This is a genomic window from Mycolicibacterium obuense (genome assembly GCF_055397605.1).
Genome location: NZ_AP043663.1, coordinates 4,717,053 through 4,732,370, shown reverse-complemented (window position 1 = coordinate 4,732,370; position 15,318 = coordinate 4,717,053). Strand labels below are relative to the sequence as shown.

The window sequence follows — 15,318 nt, the reverse complement described above, 5'->3', positions numbered from 1 at the left end:
TGTGCCCCTTAGAGGTGATGCTTGTAGGAGTCGTACTCGGCGTCGGGTTCGCCGGTCGGTCGGAAGTACTCGATGTTGTCGATGCCGAGGCCCCACTGATCTTGCGGCTTCCACACCGCCTCGACACGCATGCCCATCCGCACCTTGTCCGCGTCGATGTCCGACACCAGGTGCAGTACCGGGATGTCGGCTCCGTCGAGCAGCACGTAGGCCGCGACGTAGGGAGGCTTGATGCGCTGGCCGGCGAACGGGATGTTGATGATCGCGAAGGTCGTGACGGTGCCTGTGTCGGACACCTCGACGAATTGGTCGAGCGGCCGACCGGTGGCCGGATTGGCTTCCTTCGGCGGGAAGTACACCTTGCCGTCATCGCCTGAGCGGGCGCCGAGCAGCGTGCCCTTCTCCAGCGCGCGCAGGAACGTGCTCTCGGGAAACGATGCGGTGTGCTGGATTTCGATGGATGCCGGCGAGATCACCATCGTCACCGGATCGAGGCCATCAGCCGGCGCCGGCGTCTCTTCCGCCTCCTCGCCCAGGTCGAAGTACGCGATATCGGTGATGGCGCCGACGGTTTCGTCGGCCCAGTGCACGTGGACACGGGCGCCGGTGCTGACCGCGTCAGGTCCGTCGGCGGCCACGGCGTGCAGCAGGGGAGTGTCGGCACCGTCGAGGCGGATCAGCGCCCAGGCGAACGGCCGGTCGAGTGGTTGGCCCTCCAGCGGGTGGGACTGCCACGTCCACGACAGCACCGTGCCGACGCTGGACACAGCGACGACCTCGGTCAGGGCCTCGGAGGTGACGGGGTCATACTCAGCGGGCGGAACGTGGACTCGCCCGTCGGAGCCACGCACCCCGACAACGCGTCGCTCGCGTAGAGCGGTGAAGAACTCACCGAGGAGTGGTCCCACTGAACGGGTGTAGTCGAACGAGAGCCTCAGCGGCGCTGAGAGCGGCGGCTCATGGGGATCGATCTGCACCGGACTGCTTTGGCTGGTGGTCACGGCATCGAGTAGAACAGGTTCTAAGAATGGTTTCAAGAAGGGGTCTGGAGGCGACCGCATGAAGTTGGGATTGCAGCTCGGATACTGGGGCGCGCAGCCGCCGGAGAACCACGCCGAACTCGTCGCGGCCGCCGAGGACGCGGGCTTCGACACGGTGTTCACCGCCGAGGCGTGGGGCTCGGACGCGTACACGCCGCTGGCGTGGTGGGGCCGCGAAACGAGCCGGTTGCGGCTCGGCACGTCAGTGATCCAGCTGTCGGCCCGCACCCCGACCGCGTGCGCGATGGCCGCGCTGACCCTCGATCATCTCTCGGGCGGCAGGCACATCCTGGGGCTCGGCGTGTCCGGACCGCAGGTTGTCGAGGGCTGGTACGGCGCGAAGTTCCCCAAGCCGTTGGCCCGCACCCGCGAGTACGTCGACATCCTGCGCCAGGTCTGGGCGCGAGAGGCCCCGGTGCACAGCGACGGCCCGCACTATCCGCTACCGCTGACCGGGGAAGGCACCACCGGCCTGGGCAAGAACTTGAAACCGATCACTCACCCGCTGCGCGCGGACATCCCCGTCATGCTCGGCGCCGAGGGACCCAAGAACGTCGCACTGGCCGCCGAGATCTGCGACGGCTGGCTGCCGATCTTCTATTCGCCGCGCATCGCCTCGATGTACAACGAGTGGCTCGACGAGGGTTTCGCGCGACCCGGTGCCCGCCGCACCCGGGAGACCTTCGAGATCTGCGCGACCGCGCAGGTCGTCGTCACCGACGACCGGCCCGCGATCATGGAGTTGATGAAGCCGCACCTGGCGCTCTACATGGGCGGCATGGGTGCCGAGGACACCAACTTCCACGCCGACGTGTACCGCCGGATGGGCTACGCCGAAGTCGTCGACGACGTCACGAAGCTGTTCCGCAGTGACCGCAAAGACGAAGCGGCGAAGATCATCCCGGACGAATTGGTCGACGACTCCGCGATCGTCGGTGATCTGGCCTACGTGCAGCAGCAGATCAAGGCCTGGGAAGCCGCCGGGGTGACGATGATGGTGGTCGGCGCCCGGTCGACCGAGCAGATCCGGGATCTCGCCGCGCTGGTGTAGACAGATCTTGCTGACTGTCTAGAACACGTTCTAGATTGGCGGTGTGACTCAACACACCGTCCAGGGCACCGTGCTGAACATGCCGGTGCGCGTGCGCACCGCGCATCAACACACGGCCATGTTCGTCGTCGACGCCGAAGCCGCGCAGCGGATGATCGACTACAGCGGGCTGCGGGTGTGCCGCTTCCTGGGCAACCGCGCGATGGTCGTGTTGATGTTGATGCGCTACGAGGACACCGACCTCGGGCAGTACTGGGAGTACGGCACCAACGTGATGGTGAACCCGCCCGGATCGAACGCGAACGGTCTGGCTGCGCTGCAGTCGGCCGGCGCGTTCGTCCATCACCTCCCCGTGGACCAGTCGTTCACGCTGGAGGCTGGTCGCACGATCTGGGGTTACCCGAAGGTCATGGCGGACTTCACCATTCGCGAGGGCCGGCGATACGGATTCGATGTCACCATCGACGGCGCACAGGTCATCTCGATGGATTTCGCGCCGGGACTGCCGGTGCCGGACCGATTCACCGCTCGCCCCCAGGTGCATTCCACGTACTCCTACGCCGACGGCGTGATCCGCGAGACGCCGGGGGAGATGCGGATGACGGGGGTGCGGTATCGACCAGGAGGTGTCAGGGTGCGCCTGGGCACCCATCCCTATGCCGCCGAACTCGCCGCACTGGGATTGCCGAAACACGCCCTCGTGTCCAGTTCGGCTGCCAACGTGGACATGACTTTTGCCGACGCCAAGGAGATCGCGTGACTGCTATTGCCCCCGCCAAGCCCGACGTCGACCTCGCCGACGGCAACTTCTACGCCGACGGCCGGGCCGCGCGCGAGGCCTATGCGTGGATGCGTGCGAACCAACCGGTGTTCCGCGATCGCAACGGGCTGGCCGCGGCGACGACCTACCAGGCCGTGTTGGACGCCGAGCGTAACCCCGAATTGTTCTCCAGCACAGGCGGAATCCGCCCCGACCAGCCCGGCATGCCGTACATGATCGACATGGACGACCCGGCCCACATCCTGCGCCGGAAACTGGTCAACTCAGGCTTCACCCGCAAGCGGGTGATGGACAAGGTGCCCTCGATCGAGCGGCTGTGTGACACGTTGATCGACGCGGTGTGCGAGCGTGGCGAGGCCGACTTCGTCCGTGACATCGCCGCGCCACTGCCGATGGCCGTCATCGGCGACATGCTGGGGGTGCTGCCGTCCGAGCGCGACAAGCTTCTCGAATGGTCCGACGACCTCGTGTGCGGGCTCTCGTCCACAGTTGACGAGCAGACGATCCAGAAGCTGATGGAGACGTTCGCCGCATACACCGCGTTCACGATGGAGACGATCGCCGACCGCCGAGCCAACCCGACCGACGACCTGTTCTCGGTATTGGTCAACGCCGAGGTCGAGGGCCAGCGGATGAGCGACGACGAGATCGTCTTCGAGACGCTGCTGATCCTCATCGGTGGAGACGAGACCACGCGACACACGCTGTCTGGCGGCACCGAACAGCTGCTGCGGCACCAGGATCAGTGGCAGCGGCTCTGTGCCGATCTGGAACTGCTGCCCGGTGCCATCGAGGAGACGCTGCGCTGGACATCGCCGGTGAAGAACATGTGCCGGACGCTGACCGCGGACACCGAGTTCCACGGAACGGCGTTGAGCGCCGGCGAGAAGATCATGCTGATGTTCGAGTCGGCCAACTTCGACGAGACCGTGTTCGAGGATCCGCACACCTTCCGGATCGATCGAAATCCGAACAGCCACCTGGCCTTCGGCTTCGGCACGCATTTCTGTCTGGGCAATCAGCTGGCGCGCCTCGAGCTCAAGATCATGATGAGCAAGGTGCTGACCAGGTTGCCGGATCTGCGGTTGGCCGACGATGCCATGCTGCCACTACGGGCGGCGAACTTCGTCAGCGGGCTGGAGTCGATGCCCGTGGTGTTCACGCCGTCGGCGAAGGTGCTCGACTAGCCCTGTCGCGCCGCGGCGAGTGTGCGTCCTGCTACACCCGCCGCGGCGTGTCGGGGATGACACCGCGCATTCGCGGCTGGGCTACTTCATCTTCCAGACGGGGGCGCGCTTCTCCTTGAACGCCCGCGGGCCTTCCTTGGAGTCTTCGCTCAAGAAGACCGGGATGCCGTTGGCGGTGTCGGGCTTGAAGGCCTCTTCTTCGTGCATGCCCTCGGTCTCGCGGATGGTCTTGAGGATCGCCTGCACCGCCAGGGGGCCGTTGTTGTTGATCACCTCGGCGATCTCCAGCGCCTTGTCCAGCGCGCCACCGTCGGGGACCACGTGCCCGATCAACCCGTAGGACAGGGCTTCGGCCGCGGTGATGTGGCGGCCGGTCAGCAGCAGATCGCACGCGATCGTGTAGGGAATCTGGCGCACCAGGCGCACGGCCGAGCCACCCATCGGGTACAGGCTCCACTTCGCCTCGGAGATGCCGAACTTCGCGCTTTCGCCGGCGATGCGGATGTCGGTGCCCTGCAGGATCTCGGTGCCGCCCGCGATCGCGGGTCCCTCGACCGCGGCGATCAGCGGCTTGGTGAGGCGACGCCCCTTCAACAGTGCAGGGATCGCGGAGGGGTCGTAGCTGCCGTCCTTGAACGAGTCACCCGGCGGCTTCTTCGAGGCCGCCTTCAAGTCCATACCGGCGCAGAAGTAGCCGCCCGCGCCGGTCAGAATGCACGTCCGGATATCCGGATCGCTGTCGACGCGGTCCCACGCCTCGACCATGATCGCCATCATCTCGCCGGAGAGGGCATTGCGGGCCTCGGGCCGGTTCATCGTGACGATCAGGGTGTGTCCGCGCTGCTCAACAAGGCAGTCGGGCTGCTTCTCGGAATTCTGCGCGTCACTCACAGATCAGGCCGCCTTCCAGCGTCGTTGCCACAGACTTGTCTGGAAATGTAACACGTTCTAGTTTAGAGCTGTGGCCCTCAACATCGCCGATCTCGCCGAGCACGCCATCGACGCCGTGCCTGACCGCGTCGCCCTCATCTCGGGTGACGAGACGCTGACCTACGCCGAGCTCGAAGAGAAAGCGAACCGGCTCGCGCACTACCTGCTCGACCAGGGCGTCAAGAAAGACGACAAGGTCGGGCTGTACTGCCGCAACCGTATCGAGATCGTGATCGCGATGCTCGGCATCGTCAAGGCCGGCGCGATCCTGGTCAACGTCAACTTCCGCTACGTCGAGGGCGAGCTGAAGTACCTGTTCGACAACTCCGACATGGTCGCGCTGGTGCACGAGCGCCGCTACGCCGACCGGGTTGCCAACGTGCTGCCCGAGACGCCGAACGTGAAGACCATCCTCGTGGTGGAAGACGGCACCGACGAGGACTTCCAGCGGTTTGGCGGGGTGGAGTTCTACTCGGCGCTCGAACAGGGCTCGCCCGAGCGGGACTTCGGTCCGCGTAGCGAGGACGACATCTACCTGCTCTACACCGGTGGCACGACCGGGTTCCCGAAGGGCGTGATGTGGCGCCACGAGGACATCTATCGAGTCCTGTTCGGCGGCACCGACTTCGCGACGGGTGAGCCGATCGCCGACGAGTACGACCTTGCCAAGGCGGCGGCGGCGAATCCGCCGATGATCCGGCTGCCCATCCCGCCGATGATCCACGGCGCGACCCAGTCGGCGACGTGGATGTCCTTGTTCTCTGGTCAAACCGTGGTGCTGGCACCGGAGTTCGACGCTGACGCGGTGTGGCGGATGATCCACGAGCACAAGGTCAACCTTCTGTTCTTCACCGGTGACGCGATGGCTCGACCGCTGCTCGATGCGCTGCTCGCCCATCAGGACGCCGGGAACGAGTACGACTTGTCGAGCCTGTTCCTTCTCGCCAGCACCGCCGCCCTGTTCTCGACCAGCCTGAAAGAGAAGTTCCTCGAGCTGCTGCCCAACCGGATCATCACCGATTCGATCGGCTCCTCGGAGACCGGCTTCGGCGGCACCAGTGTGGTCGCCAAGGGACAATCGCACACCGGCGGCCCGCGCGTGACCATCGACAAGAACACCAAGGTGCTCGACGACGACGGCAACGAGATCGAGCCGGGATCGGGTAAGCGCGGCATCATCGCCAAGTGCGGTCACATCCCGGTCGGCTACTTCAAGGACGAGAAGAAGACCGCCGAGACGTTCCGCACCTATCACGGTGTGCGGTATGCGATTCCGGGCGACTACGCCGAGGTGGAGGCCGACGGCACCGTGACGATGCTGGGCCGCGGCTCGGTATCGATCAACTCAGGCGGCGAGAAGATCTACCCCGAAGAGGTGGAGGCTGCGCTCAAGGGCCACCCCGACGTGTTCGACGCGCTCGTCGTCGGGGTGCCCGACCCCCGCTTCGGCCAGCACGTCGCTGCGGTCGTGCATGCCCGCGAGGGCAGCCGGCCGACGCTTGCCGAGCTCGACGCATTCGTGCGCAGCGAGATCGCCGGCTACAAGGTGCCGCGCAGCCTGTGGCTGGTCGACGAGGTGAAGCGTTCTCCTGCAGGCAAACCCGACTACCGATGGGCCAAGGACGTGACCGAAGAGCGGCCGGCCGACGAGGTCCACTCCAAGCACGTCGCCACCAGCTCCTAGGCAGGAACCACCATGAGAACTGAACTCTGCGATCGCTTCGGCATCGACTATCCGATTTTCGTCTTCACCCCGTCGGAGAAGGTCGCCGCGGCCGTGACCAAGGCAGGCGGACTGGGTGTTCTCGGCTGTGTGCGGTTCAACGACGCCGACGACCTCGAGAACGTCCTGCAGTGGATGGATGCCAACACCGACGGCAAGCCCTACGGCGTCGACATCGTGATGCCGGCCAAGGTGCCGACCGAAGGCACGTCGGTCGACATCAACAAGCTCATCCCCCCCGAGCACCGCGAGTTCGTCGACAAGACGCTCGCCGACCTCGGGGTACCCCCACTGCCGGCCGACGAGGAACGCTCCGAAGGTGTTCTGGGATGGCTGCATTCGGTGGCGCGCAGCCATGTCGAGGTCGCCCTCAAGCATCCGATCAAGCTGATCGCCAACGCACTGGGTTCACCGCCCAAGGACGTCATCGACCAGGTGCACGAGGCCGGTGTGCCGATCGCGGCGTTGGCCGGCTCGGCCAAACACGCACTGCGGCATGCCGAGAACGGTGTCGACATCGTCGTCGCTCAGGGCCACGAGGCCGGGGGGCACACCGGTGAGATCGGCTCGATGGTGCTGTGGCCGGAGATCGTCGATGCCCTCGACGGCAAGACGCCAGTGCTCGCGGCCGGCGGTATCGGCACCGGTCGGCAGGTTGCCGCTGCTCTGGCCCTTGGCGCACAAGGGGTCTGGATGGGCTCGGCGTTCCTCACCTCGGCGGAGTACGACCTCGGGGTGCGCCTGGACTCCGGCCGCTCCGTGATCCAGGAGGCGATGCTGAGCGCGACGTCGGCCGACACGGTCCGCCGCCGCATCTACACGGGCAAGCCGGCGCGGCTGCTCAAGAGCCGCTGGACCGACGCATGGGACGCCGATGGCGCGCCCCAGCCACTGCCGATGCCGCTGCAGAACATCCTCGTCAGTGAGGCCCATCAGCGGATGAGCGAATCGAGCGATCCCACCGCGGTCGCGATGCCCGTCGGGCAGATCGTCGGTCGGATGAACGAGATCCGGCCCGTCGCCGACATCATCGCCGAACTGGTCAGCGGCTTCGACGAGGCGACGAAACGGCTGGACGGCATCCGCGGGGCCTGAGCGGGCGTATAAAGCAGGGGTGAACGGCGCTCACTCTCTGCTCACCACGCTGGTCGATGCCGGCGTGGACGTCTGCTTCGCCAACCCCGGCACGTCGGAGATGCACTTCGTCGCTGCCCTCGACACGGTCGACGGTATGCGCGGCGTTCTGACGCTGTTCGAGGGTGTGGCGACCGGCGCGGCCGACGGCTACGCACGCATCGCCGGCGGACCCGCCGCGGTGCTCCTGCATCTGGGGCCGGGACTGGGCAACGGACTGGCCAACCTGCACAACGCGCGCCGGGCGCACACACCGATGATCGTGGTGGTCGGCGACCACGCCACCTATCACAAGATGTACGACGCGCCACTGGAATCCGACATCGACGCGGTCGCGGGTACGGTCTCGGGCTGGGTGCGTCGCACGTTGCGTCCCGAGGACGTCGCCGAAGACACCATGGCCGCTCTGGCCGCGGTGCGCCGCGGCGAGGTGGCGACGCTGATCCTGCCCGCCGACGTGTCCTGGACCGACGGGGAGGCAGGTGCCGTCCAGTCCGCCGCGGCGTCGGCACAGCCCGCCGCCGCCGTCGACGGCGATGCGGTGCAGGCGGCCGCACAGGCGCTCTATTCCGGGGAACACACGGTGCTTCTCATCGGCGGCGATGCCACCCACGGGCCGGGACTCGCCGCTGCCGTCCGCATCGGCGAGGCGACCGGCGCGACGGTGCTCTGCGAGACCTTCCCCGCGCGGCTCCAGCGGGGTGCGGGGGTGCCGGCGGTCGACCGGCTCGCTTACTTCGCCGAAGCCGCAGCCGAACAACTGGCCGGCGCGCGGCACCTCGTCCTCGCCGGTGCCGCGTCCCCGGTCTCGTTCTTCGCCTACCCCGGCAAGGCCAGCGATCTGGTGCCCGACGGCTGCGCCGTGCACCTGCTCGCCCCGCACCGCGGCGCTGCCGACGCCCTGCGGCGGCTCGCCGACGACGTGGCACCCGGCACCACGGCGCCCCTCGCGCCACCCGCTCGGCCGGAGCTACCCAGCGGTGAGCTCACCGCGTTCACGGCGGCGGCGGTGATCGGCGCCCTGCTGCCCGACGACGCGATCGTGGTCGACGAATCGAACACCGCGGGGGTGGGCATCGCCGCGGCCACCGCCGGCGCACCGGCACACGACGTGCTGACACTGACCGGCGGCGCCATCGGCTACGGCCTGCCCGCCGCGATCGGCGCGGCGATCGCGGCGCCGCACCGCCCCGTGCTCGCTCTGCAGGCCGACGGTTCGGCGATGTACACGATCTCGGCGCTGTGGACGCACGCTCGTGAGAACCTCGACGTGACCACAGTGATCTTCAACAACGGCGCCTACGACATCCTGCGCATCGAGCTGCAGAGGGTCGGCGCGACCAGCGGCACCGAGCCCGGCCCGAAGGCCCGCCAGCTACTCGACTTGGGCTCACCCGCAATCGATTGCGTGCAGATCGCCGAGGGTCTCGGAGTGCCGGGCCGACGGGTGCGCACCGCGGAGGAATTCGCTGCCGCGTTGGCCGATGCGTTCGCCGAGCCGGGCCCGCACCTGATCGACGCGCTGGTGCCGTCCCTGCTGGGTTAACGCGGCTGCGTCTGCCCGGCTGCGCCAGCCCGCAGGTTCTCTTCCACTTCCTGCTGCCACAGGTCGTAGGCGTGGGTGGTGTCGACCTCCTGCTCGAAGCGGTCGGTCATGTCGGGGGTGACGTCCGCGGCGTCGACGTAGAACTGTTCGTACCAGCGCCGGTGCTGGTACACCGGGCCGTCCTCCTCTGTCAGCAGTGGATTGTCGATGCGCGATTTGTTCTTCCAGATCTCCACGTCCTCGAGAAACCCCTCGCCGAAGCTGCGGTTCATCGCCGAGGCCAGTTTGGCGGCCTTGTCCGCGGGCAGACCGGGCATGGCGGCGACCGAGACGCCCCACTGCAGCATGAACGAGTCGTGGGTGACGGGGTAGTGGCAGTTGATCAGTGCCACTTCGACGGTGAAACCCGGTGCGAGGTCGTTGTGCAGCCAATTGATCATGTACGCAGGCCCGAAGTACGTGGCTTCAGACCGCAGATAGGTTCCCTCCCAGAGCTTTTCCGGGTCGGCGACGTAGTCGGGCCGGGGCTTCGATTCCATGTACTGACTGGCTGTGTGGCCCTCGATGACGTTCTTGAAGTACGTGGGATAGGCGTGGTGGATGTAGAAGAAGTGCGCCATGTCGACGTTGTTGTCGACGATCTCGCGGCAGTGTGACCCTTTGATCAACACCGAACTCCACTGCCACGGCGACCAGCGGCCGTCGGCGTAGCCGTCGATGGTCGGCGGGGTCAGTTCGGGGGCCGGCGTCGATCCCTGGGGGTCGTGCCACACCAGCAGCTGGCCGTTGACCTCGGTGGTGACCCAGGCGCGAGTGCGCGCCATCCGCGGTGTGCGCTTGGCGTAGGGGACCAGCGAGCAGCGGCCGTCTCCGCGCCAGCGCCAGTCGTGGAACGGGCACGCGATGTCGTCACCCTTGACAGTGCCCTGGGCGAGATTGCCGCCCATGTGTCTGCAGTAGCCGTCGAGGACCTTCAGTTCGCCCGAGGAATCTGCGAACACCACCAGCATCGTCCCGAACGCGTTGATGCCGTGCGGTTTTCCGTCCCGGAAGTCCTCGGCGAGACCCAGGCAGTGCCAGCCCCTGGCGAAGCGCGTCGGCGTGGTGCCGGTGTCGATCTCGCGGATCGGCTGGGTCATGTGTCGTCTCCTGTCATGTCCAGCACGGCCAGGTGGCTGAACACCATGGACGTGCCGATGGGATTGCCGCCGCCGGGATATGCGGTTCCGCTGGGGGCGGCCATCGTGTTGCCCGCCGCGTACAGACCGGGAATGACCATGCCGGTGGTGTCGAGCACGCGGGCCGACGCGTCGGTGCGCAGGCCGCCCTTGGTGCCCAGGTCGGAGACCCCGAAGGCGGCAGCGTGAAAAGGCGGCCGTTCGATGGGGTGCAGCGGCGAAGCGCCCCCGGAGAACGCACGGTCGTACGGCTCACCGCCGCGATCGAAATCCTCGTCCACACCACGGCGGGCGAAGTCGTTGAAGCGGCGCACCGTCTCGACGAGGGCGTCGGAAGGAACACCGATCGCTTTCGCCAGCTCCTCGAGAGTCGGGGCGCTGCGCCACAATCCGGCATCGACGTAACGGTCCGTCTCCACCATCGACACGTTGGGCGCCTTCACCGGCGGCACGGTGCCCTCGCGATCGTCGTAGACCATCCAGTAGGGCAACGTTACCCTTCCGTCGGCCATCGCGGCGAGCACGGCGCGCCCCAGCCGGTCGTAGGCGGCGGACTCGTTGGTGAACCGCCTTCCCTGATCGTCGACGAAGACGCCGCCGGTGAACCACAGTGCGAAAGCCGCTGTGCCGTCGGGATGTATCAACCCCGGTGACCACCACGCCTGATCCATCAGGTCCGTGTCGGCGCCCGCGGTGATCCCTGCCAGGTGTGCGAGCCCTTGGTTCGATGACGGCCCCATGGTGTCGCGGGAGTTCCCCGGCACGGCATACCGCTCCCGCATCTGGTCGTTGTGCTCGAATCCGCCGGCGGCCAGCAGCACGCCCCGCCGTGCGCGGATCCGCCGGCTGCTCTGCGCGTCGGCGACGACCGCGCCGACGACCCGACCGTCCTCCACGATGAGGTCAGTGAGCGCGGTGCCCAGCAGAGTCTGTGCGTGCGGAAAGCGGCGCAGGGCGATCAGGAACCGGGCGATCAGGGCGCGCCCACCGATGAAGTAGTCCTCGGGTTGTGGGTGTCCGAGCCGGTCGGTGTCGAGCGGGCCGCGGATGCGTTCACGAAGATCAGGCGCGGCAGCCACTTTGAGCGGCTTGGCGGCGATGTGACGCATGCCGTCGGCGCGTGCCTTCGGGGCGTGGCCGAAATAGTCCGGCCACGGCAGCAGCGAGAACTTCAGCTGGTCGTCGGCTTCCAGGTAGGCGATCAGGGGCGCACCGCCGCGCACGTAGGCGTCGCGCAGCGCGGCCGGGGTGCGGTCGCCGACGACGGCGTTGTAATACTCGAGCGCGTCGTCGATCGTGTCGTCGACCCCAGCGCGCTGCAGAACGGGATTGCACGGGAACCACATTCCGCCGCCGCCGGAGTAGGCGGTGGTGCCCCCGAACGTGTCGGACGCCTCGACCAGGACCACCTCGAGGCCTTCGCGGGCCGCGGTGTAGGCACCGGTGACGCCACCCGCGCCCGACCCAGCGACGATGACATCGACCTCGGCGTCCCAGTGCCGAATGGTCTTCGCGCGAGCGCTCATCCCGTGCCGAATCGTCTTCGCGCGAGCGCTCATCGGGTCAGACATGGCGTTCCCTTCCATGCGTTGCGAATTCGGAATCGAGTGCGTCACGGTCGGCAGCGCTCATGGCTCGATACTCGGGCCGGCCCCGACCTGCCCAGCGGTACACCGGGTCGTCGGTGTGCCAGCGCTGCGCCTGCAGGTCCCGTTTGAGCACCTTGTTCGACCCGGTCACGGGCAAATCGGCGGACACCCGCAGCAACCGGGGTGCGCCTTTGGCGCCCAGATCCTCGTGCTCACCGAGGAACTGCGCGAACCCATCGACGTCGAACGCGCCCGGATCGGCCACCTCCACCGCTGCCATCACCTGATCTCCCGAGCGCGGATCCGGCACGCCGTACACCGCCGCGGCGATGACGTCGCGGTGTCGGCGCAGTACACGTTCGATGGTCAGAGCCGAGATGTTCTCGCCGTCGACACGAATCCAGTCGCCGCGCCGCCCCGCGAAGTACAGGAACCCGTCGGTGTCGATGTAGCCGAGGTCGCCCGACCAGTACCAGCCGTTGCGGGTGCGCTCGGCCTCGGCGGCATCGTTACGGTAGTAGCCCTCGAAATCACGCGCGCCGCGCCGGTCGACGATCTCGCCGATCGCCTCGTCGGCATTGCAGACCCGGCCGGTGTGGTCGAGAAGTGCTGGTGCACAGGGCTGTAATGTATCCGGGTCGATGACGACGACATCGTCGTGCGCGGGCCGCCCCAGTGCGCCCGACGGCGCCTGCGGATCGGGTGCGGCCACGGCGCCGCCCTCGCTGGACCCGTAGCCTTCGAACAGTTCGGCGCCGAAGCGGCGGCGGAACTGCTTCTGGTCTTCCGGTGAGGCCTCGGTGCCGAAGCCCCGCTGCAGCGTGTTGTCGGCGTCGTCGGGCAATTCGGGGGTGGCCAGCAGGTAGGCCAGCGCCTTGCCGACATAGGTGAAGAACGTGGCGCCGAAGAACCGCACATCGGGCAGAAAACCGGAGGCGGAGAACGATGGTGTGAGGCAGACCGTCGCTCCGTTCGCCAGGGCGGGCGCCCAGAGCGCCATGAGCGCGTTGCCGTGAAACAGTGGCATGCAGCAGTAGTCGACATCGCCGCGGTGATGCCCGAACTTCTCCGTTGCCGTGTACGCGATGCGGGCCAGCCAACCCTGTGTGCACCGGACTGCCTTCGACGTGCCCGTCGTGCCGGAGGTGAACAGCAGGAGCAGCAGTGTTGCCGCGTCGACACCGGGCGCGGCGACGGCCGCGGCGCCGCGATGTTCGTCGACATCGAGCTGATACCGCGCATCGTCGATGCACCAGATGTTTTCGGCGTCCACGCCGTGATCGAGCGTGCGCAGCCGGTCGGCTCCCGCGGCGTCGGTCACGATCATCGCGCAGTCGGCGTGCCGGATGTCTGCCGCCAGGTCGTGCGCGCCCCTGGTCGGGTTGAGGCCGACGACGGTGGCGCCGGCCAGCGCGCCGGCGCCGAGCCAGAACACGAATTCACTCACGTTGTCCAGCAGGACGCCGATGTGAAACGGTGTGCCCGTCTGCTTTCGCGATGAGGCCAGGGCCGCCCTCGCCGCCGAACACGACACCACTTGGTCCCAGGTCCAGCTCTGCTCCCGGGTGCGCAACCCTGGATGCGTGTCACCGGCGCGCGCCAGCAGCATCGACGCGATGTCGGCGTGCCGGGTCATGGCCGGGGCACCTCGTACACGGCATCTGAGCAGTCGACACCCTCCGCCGACAACTGCCGCTTGATCACCTTGAAGGTCTCGGTGCGCGGCAGTGCGGCGGCGACTCGAACGTAGGCCGGCCACTGCTTTGGCCCCAGATCATCCTGGGCGCAGAGGAATCGAGTGAACGCCTCCGGTTGGAACGCGGTGGGATCGGGCAGCACGAGTGCAGTCATCACCCTGTCGCCGACCGCTTCGTCGGGAATGGCGTACACCACGGCTTCGGTGACCCCTGGATATCGCATCAGGATGCGTTCGATCGGTGCGGTGCCGAGGTTCTCTCCGTCGACCCGCAACCAATCGCCCAGTCGGCCGGCGAAATAGGCGAAGCCATGGTCGTCTCGATAGGCGAGGTCGCCACTGTGGTAGACGCCGCCGCGCACCCGGTCGGCGTCGGCGTCGGGATCGTTGTAATAACCGCGGAACTGACCGGGGCCGGCGGTGTTGACGAGCTCGCCGACCACCCCGGGAGGACATTCGGCCCCGGTGTCGACGTCGACGATCGTCACCCCGCCGACCAGCGGGCCGAGCGCGCCCTCCGGGGTGTCGGGCGTACGCGCGATCGCGACGCCCCCCTCGCTCGACCCGAATCCGTCGACGACCTCGACGGCGAAGCGCTGCGCGAACCGACTCAGATCCCGCGGAGCGCCCTCGTTGCCGTAGGCGATCCGCAACGGATTGTCGGCGTCGTCGTCGCGCTCCGGAGTGGCGAGAATGTAGGACAGCGGCTTGCCCACGTAATTGGCGTACGTCGCACCGACCCGGCGGACATCGGGGAAGAACTGCGAGGCAGAGAACTTACGCCGCAATGCAATCGAGGCTCGGCCTGCTACCGCGGGCGCCCAACCGGCCATGATGGCGTTGGAGTGGAACAGCGGCATCGACAGGTAGCAGGTGTCCGAAGGTCCGAGACCGAACCGCTGGGCCAGCATCAGCCCGGGTACCGCGACCTTCTCGTGCGTGCACCGCACCGCCTTCGGATCTCCACTGGTGCCCGACGTGAAGATCAGCATGAAGAGATCGTCGGGGGCGGCGTCGCGGAACTCCACGTCCGCACCTGCGCAGGCGGCGAGTTCGGCAGCGAATGAACAGGATTCGACATCGATCGACGTGATACCGGGAACGGCACTGTCGCGATCGGCGAGTACCAGTTGGCAATCCGCGTGCTCGACGTCGCGCTGCAGCGCCGCCCCGCGGCGGGTCGGGTTGAGCCCCACCGGAACGATGCCCGACATCGCCGCGGCGACCAGCATGCAGGAGAAGAACGGTGTGTTCCCCGCGAGCACACCGACGTGTGGTGGTCGGTCCGGATCGAGTCGCGCACGCAGAGCAGCGGCGAGAGCCGCGGCGTCCCGGACGTGATCGTGCCAGGAGACGAACGACACCTCGCCCGCGGTGTCGATGCCGTGGACGCCGCCGTCCGAGACGTCGGCCAACGGCGCCAGCAGGGCGGTGACGGTGGATGCGACGGGGGCGCCCACCGC

At 67.4% G+C, this 15,318-nt stretch carries 12 protein-coding genes; 6 read left to right on the top strand and 6 right to left on the bottom strand.

All coding sequences use genetic code 11. From position 1 onward, the window contains the following. Window positions 1–8: 8 nt before the first annotated feature. On the bottom strand, window positions 9–1,001 hold the full coding sequence (locus ACZ50N_RS22720) for a Zn-ribbon domain-containing OB-fold protein (RefSeq protein ID WP_464469948.1): 993 nt from the start codon (window positions 999–1,001) through the stop codon (window positions 9–11). A gap of 58 nt (window positions 1,002–1,059) precedes the next feature. Here ACZ50N_RS22720 and ACZ50N_RS22715 point away from each other — a divergent pair, with 58 nt between their 5' ends. Genes ACZ50N_RS22715 through ACZ50N_RS22705 form a run of 3 tightly spaced genes read left to right on the top strand, consistent with a single transcriptional unit; the run spans window position 1,060 to window position 4,059 of the window. Further along, window positions 1,060–2,091 carry an LLM class F420-dependent oxidoreductase gene (locus ACZ50N_RS22715; RefSeq protein WP_048421798.1) on the top strand — a complete coding sequence of 344 codons (1,032 nt, stop codon included), beginning with the start codon at window positions 1,060–1,062 and terminating at the stop codon, window positions 2,089–2,091. Window positions 2,092–2,134: 43 nt separating this feature from the next. Next, window positions 2,135–2,851 carry an acetoacetate decarboxylase family protein gene (locus ACZ50N_RS22710; RefSeq protein WP_048421797.1) on the top strand — a complete coding sequence of 239 codons (717 nt, stop codon included), beginning with the start codon at window positions 2,135–2,137 and terminating at the stop codon, window positions 2,849–2,851. 5 nt (window positions 2,852–2,856) lie between these two features. Further along, window positions 2,857–4,059, top strand: a complete 1,203-nt coding sequence (locus ACZ50N_RS22705) for a cytochrome P450 (RefSeq protein ID WP_419196982.1) — start codon at window positions 2,857–2,859, stop codon at window positions 4,057–4,059. An 81-nt stretch (window positions 4,060–4,140) separates the two neighbouring features. Here the strand turns inward: ACZ50N_RS22705 and ACZ50N_RS22700 are convergent, their stop codons facing one another. Next, the gene (locus tag ACZ50N_RS22700; protein ID WP_048421795.1) at window positions 4,141–4,950 is read right to left on the bottom strand and encodes a crotonase/enoyl-CoA hydratase family protein; all 810 of its coding nucleotides are present in this window, start codon (window positions 4,948–4,950) and stop codon (window positions 4,141–4,143) included. 70 nt (window positions 4,951–5,020) lie between these two features. Here ACZ50N_RS22700 and ACZ50N_RS22695 point away from each other — a divergent pair, with 70 nt between their 5' ends. The 3 genes from ACZ50N_RS22695 to ACZ50N_RS22685 are packed head-to-tail and all read left to right on the top strand — an operon-like array spanning window position 5,021 to window position 9,392. Continuing rightward, window positions 5,021–6,673, top strand: coding sequence for a medium/long-chain-fatty-acid--CoA/3-oxocholest-4-en-26-oate--CoA ligase (locus tag ACZ50N_RS22695; protein WP_464469949.1), 1,653 nt, complete (start codon window positions 5,021–5,023; stop codon window positions 6,671–6,673). Between the two features lie 12 nt (window positions 6,674–6,685). Beyond that, window positions 6,686–7,807 carry an NAD(P)H-dependent flavin oxidoreductase gene (locus ACZ50N_RS22690; protein WP_464473825.1) on the top strand — a complete coding sequence of 374 codons (1,122 nt, stop codon included), beginning with the start codon at window positions 6,686–6,688 and terminating at the stop codon, window positions 7,805–7,807. A gap of 19 nt (window positions 7,808–7,826) precedes the next feature. Beyond that, entirely contained in the window at window positions 7,827–9,392 is a 1,566-nt protein-coding gene (locus ACZ50N_RS22685) for an acetolactate synthase large subunit (RefSeq protein WP_464473824.1), read from the top strand. Here ACZ50N_RS22685 and ACZ50N_RS22680 read toward each other — a convergent pair. Genes ACZ50N_RS22680 through fadD17 form a run of 4 tightly spaced genes read right to left on the bottom strand, consistent with a single transcriptional unit; the run spans window position 9,389 to window position 15,315 of the window. After that, window positions 9,389–10,531, bottom strand: a complete 1,143-nt coding sequence (locus tag ACZ50N_RS22680) for a 3-ketosteroid-9-alpha-monooxygenase, oxygenase component (RefSeq protein WP_464473823.1) — start codon at window positions 10,529–10,531, stop codon at window positions 9,389–9,391. The two genes, ACZ50N_RS22685 and ACZ50N_RS22680, sit on opposite strands and share 4 nt — an antisense overlap. After that, a complete protein-coding gene (locus ACZ50N_RS22675) occupies window positions 10,528–12,096 on the bottom strand; it encodes an FAD-binding protein (protein WP_464475695.1) in 1,569 nt (522 codons plus the stop codon). The genes ACZ50N_RS22680 and ACZ50N_RS22675 overlap by 4 nt, the downstream gene beginning before the upstream one ends. Window positions 12,097–12,133: 37 nt before the next feature. Further along, entirely contained in the window at window positions 12,134–13,795 is a 1,662-nt protein-coding gene (gene casI / locus ACZ50N_RS22670) for a steroid-22-oyl-CoA synthetase (RefSeq protein ID WP_464473822.1), read from the bottom strand. Continuing rightward, the gene (gene fadD17, locus ACZ50N_RS22665) at window positions 13,792–15,315 is read right to left on the bottom strand and encodes a long-chain-fatty-acid--CoA ligase FadD17 (RefSeq protein WP_464473821.1); all 1,524 of its coding nucleotides are present in this window, start codon (window positions 15,313–15,315) and stop codon (window positions 13,792–13,794) included. The genes casI and fadD17 overlap by 4 nt, the downstream gene beginning before the upstream one ends. Window positions 15,316–15,318 lie beyond the last annotated feature (3 nt).

What these genes read in the sequence shown, in the direction of transcription:
- casI (WP_464473822.1), bottom strand. Translation starts at nt 13,795, where the DNA reads ATGACCCGGCACGCCGACATCGCGTCGATGCTGCTGGCGCGCGCCGGT.
- ACZ50N_RS22680 (WP_464473823.1), bottom strand. Translation starts at nt 10,531, where the DNA reads ATGACCCAGCCGATCCGCGAGATCGACACCGGCACCACGCCGACGCGC.
- ACZ50N_RS22690 (WP_464473825.1), top strand. Translation starts at nt 6,686, where the DNA reads ATGAGAACTGAACTCTGCGATCGCTTCGGCATCGACTATCCGATTTTC.
- ACZ50N_RS22715 (WP_048421798.1), top strand. Translation starts at nt 1,060, where the DNA reads ATGAAGTTGGGATTGCAGCTCGGATACTGGGGCGCGCAGCCGCCGGAG.
- ACZ50N_RS22675 (WP_464475695.1), bottom strand. Translation starts at nt 12,096, where the DNA reads ATGAGCGCTCGCGCGAAGACCATTCGGCACTGGGACGCCGAGGTCGAT.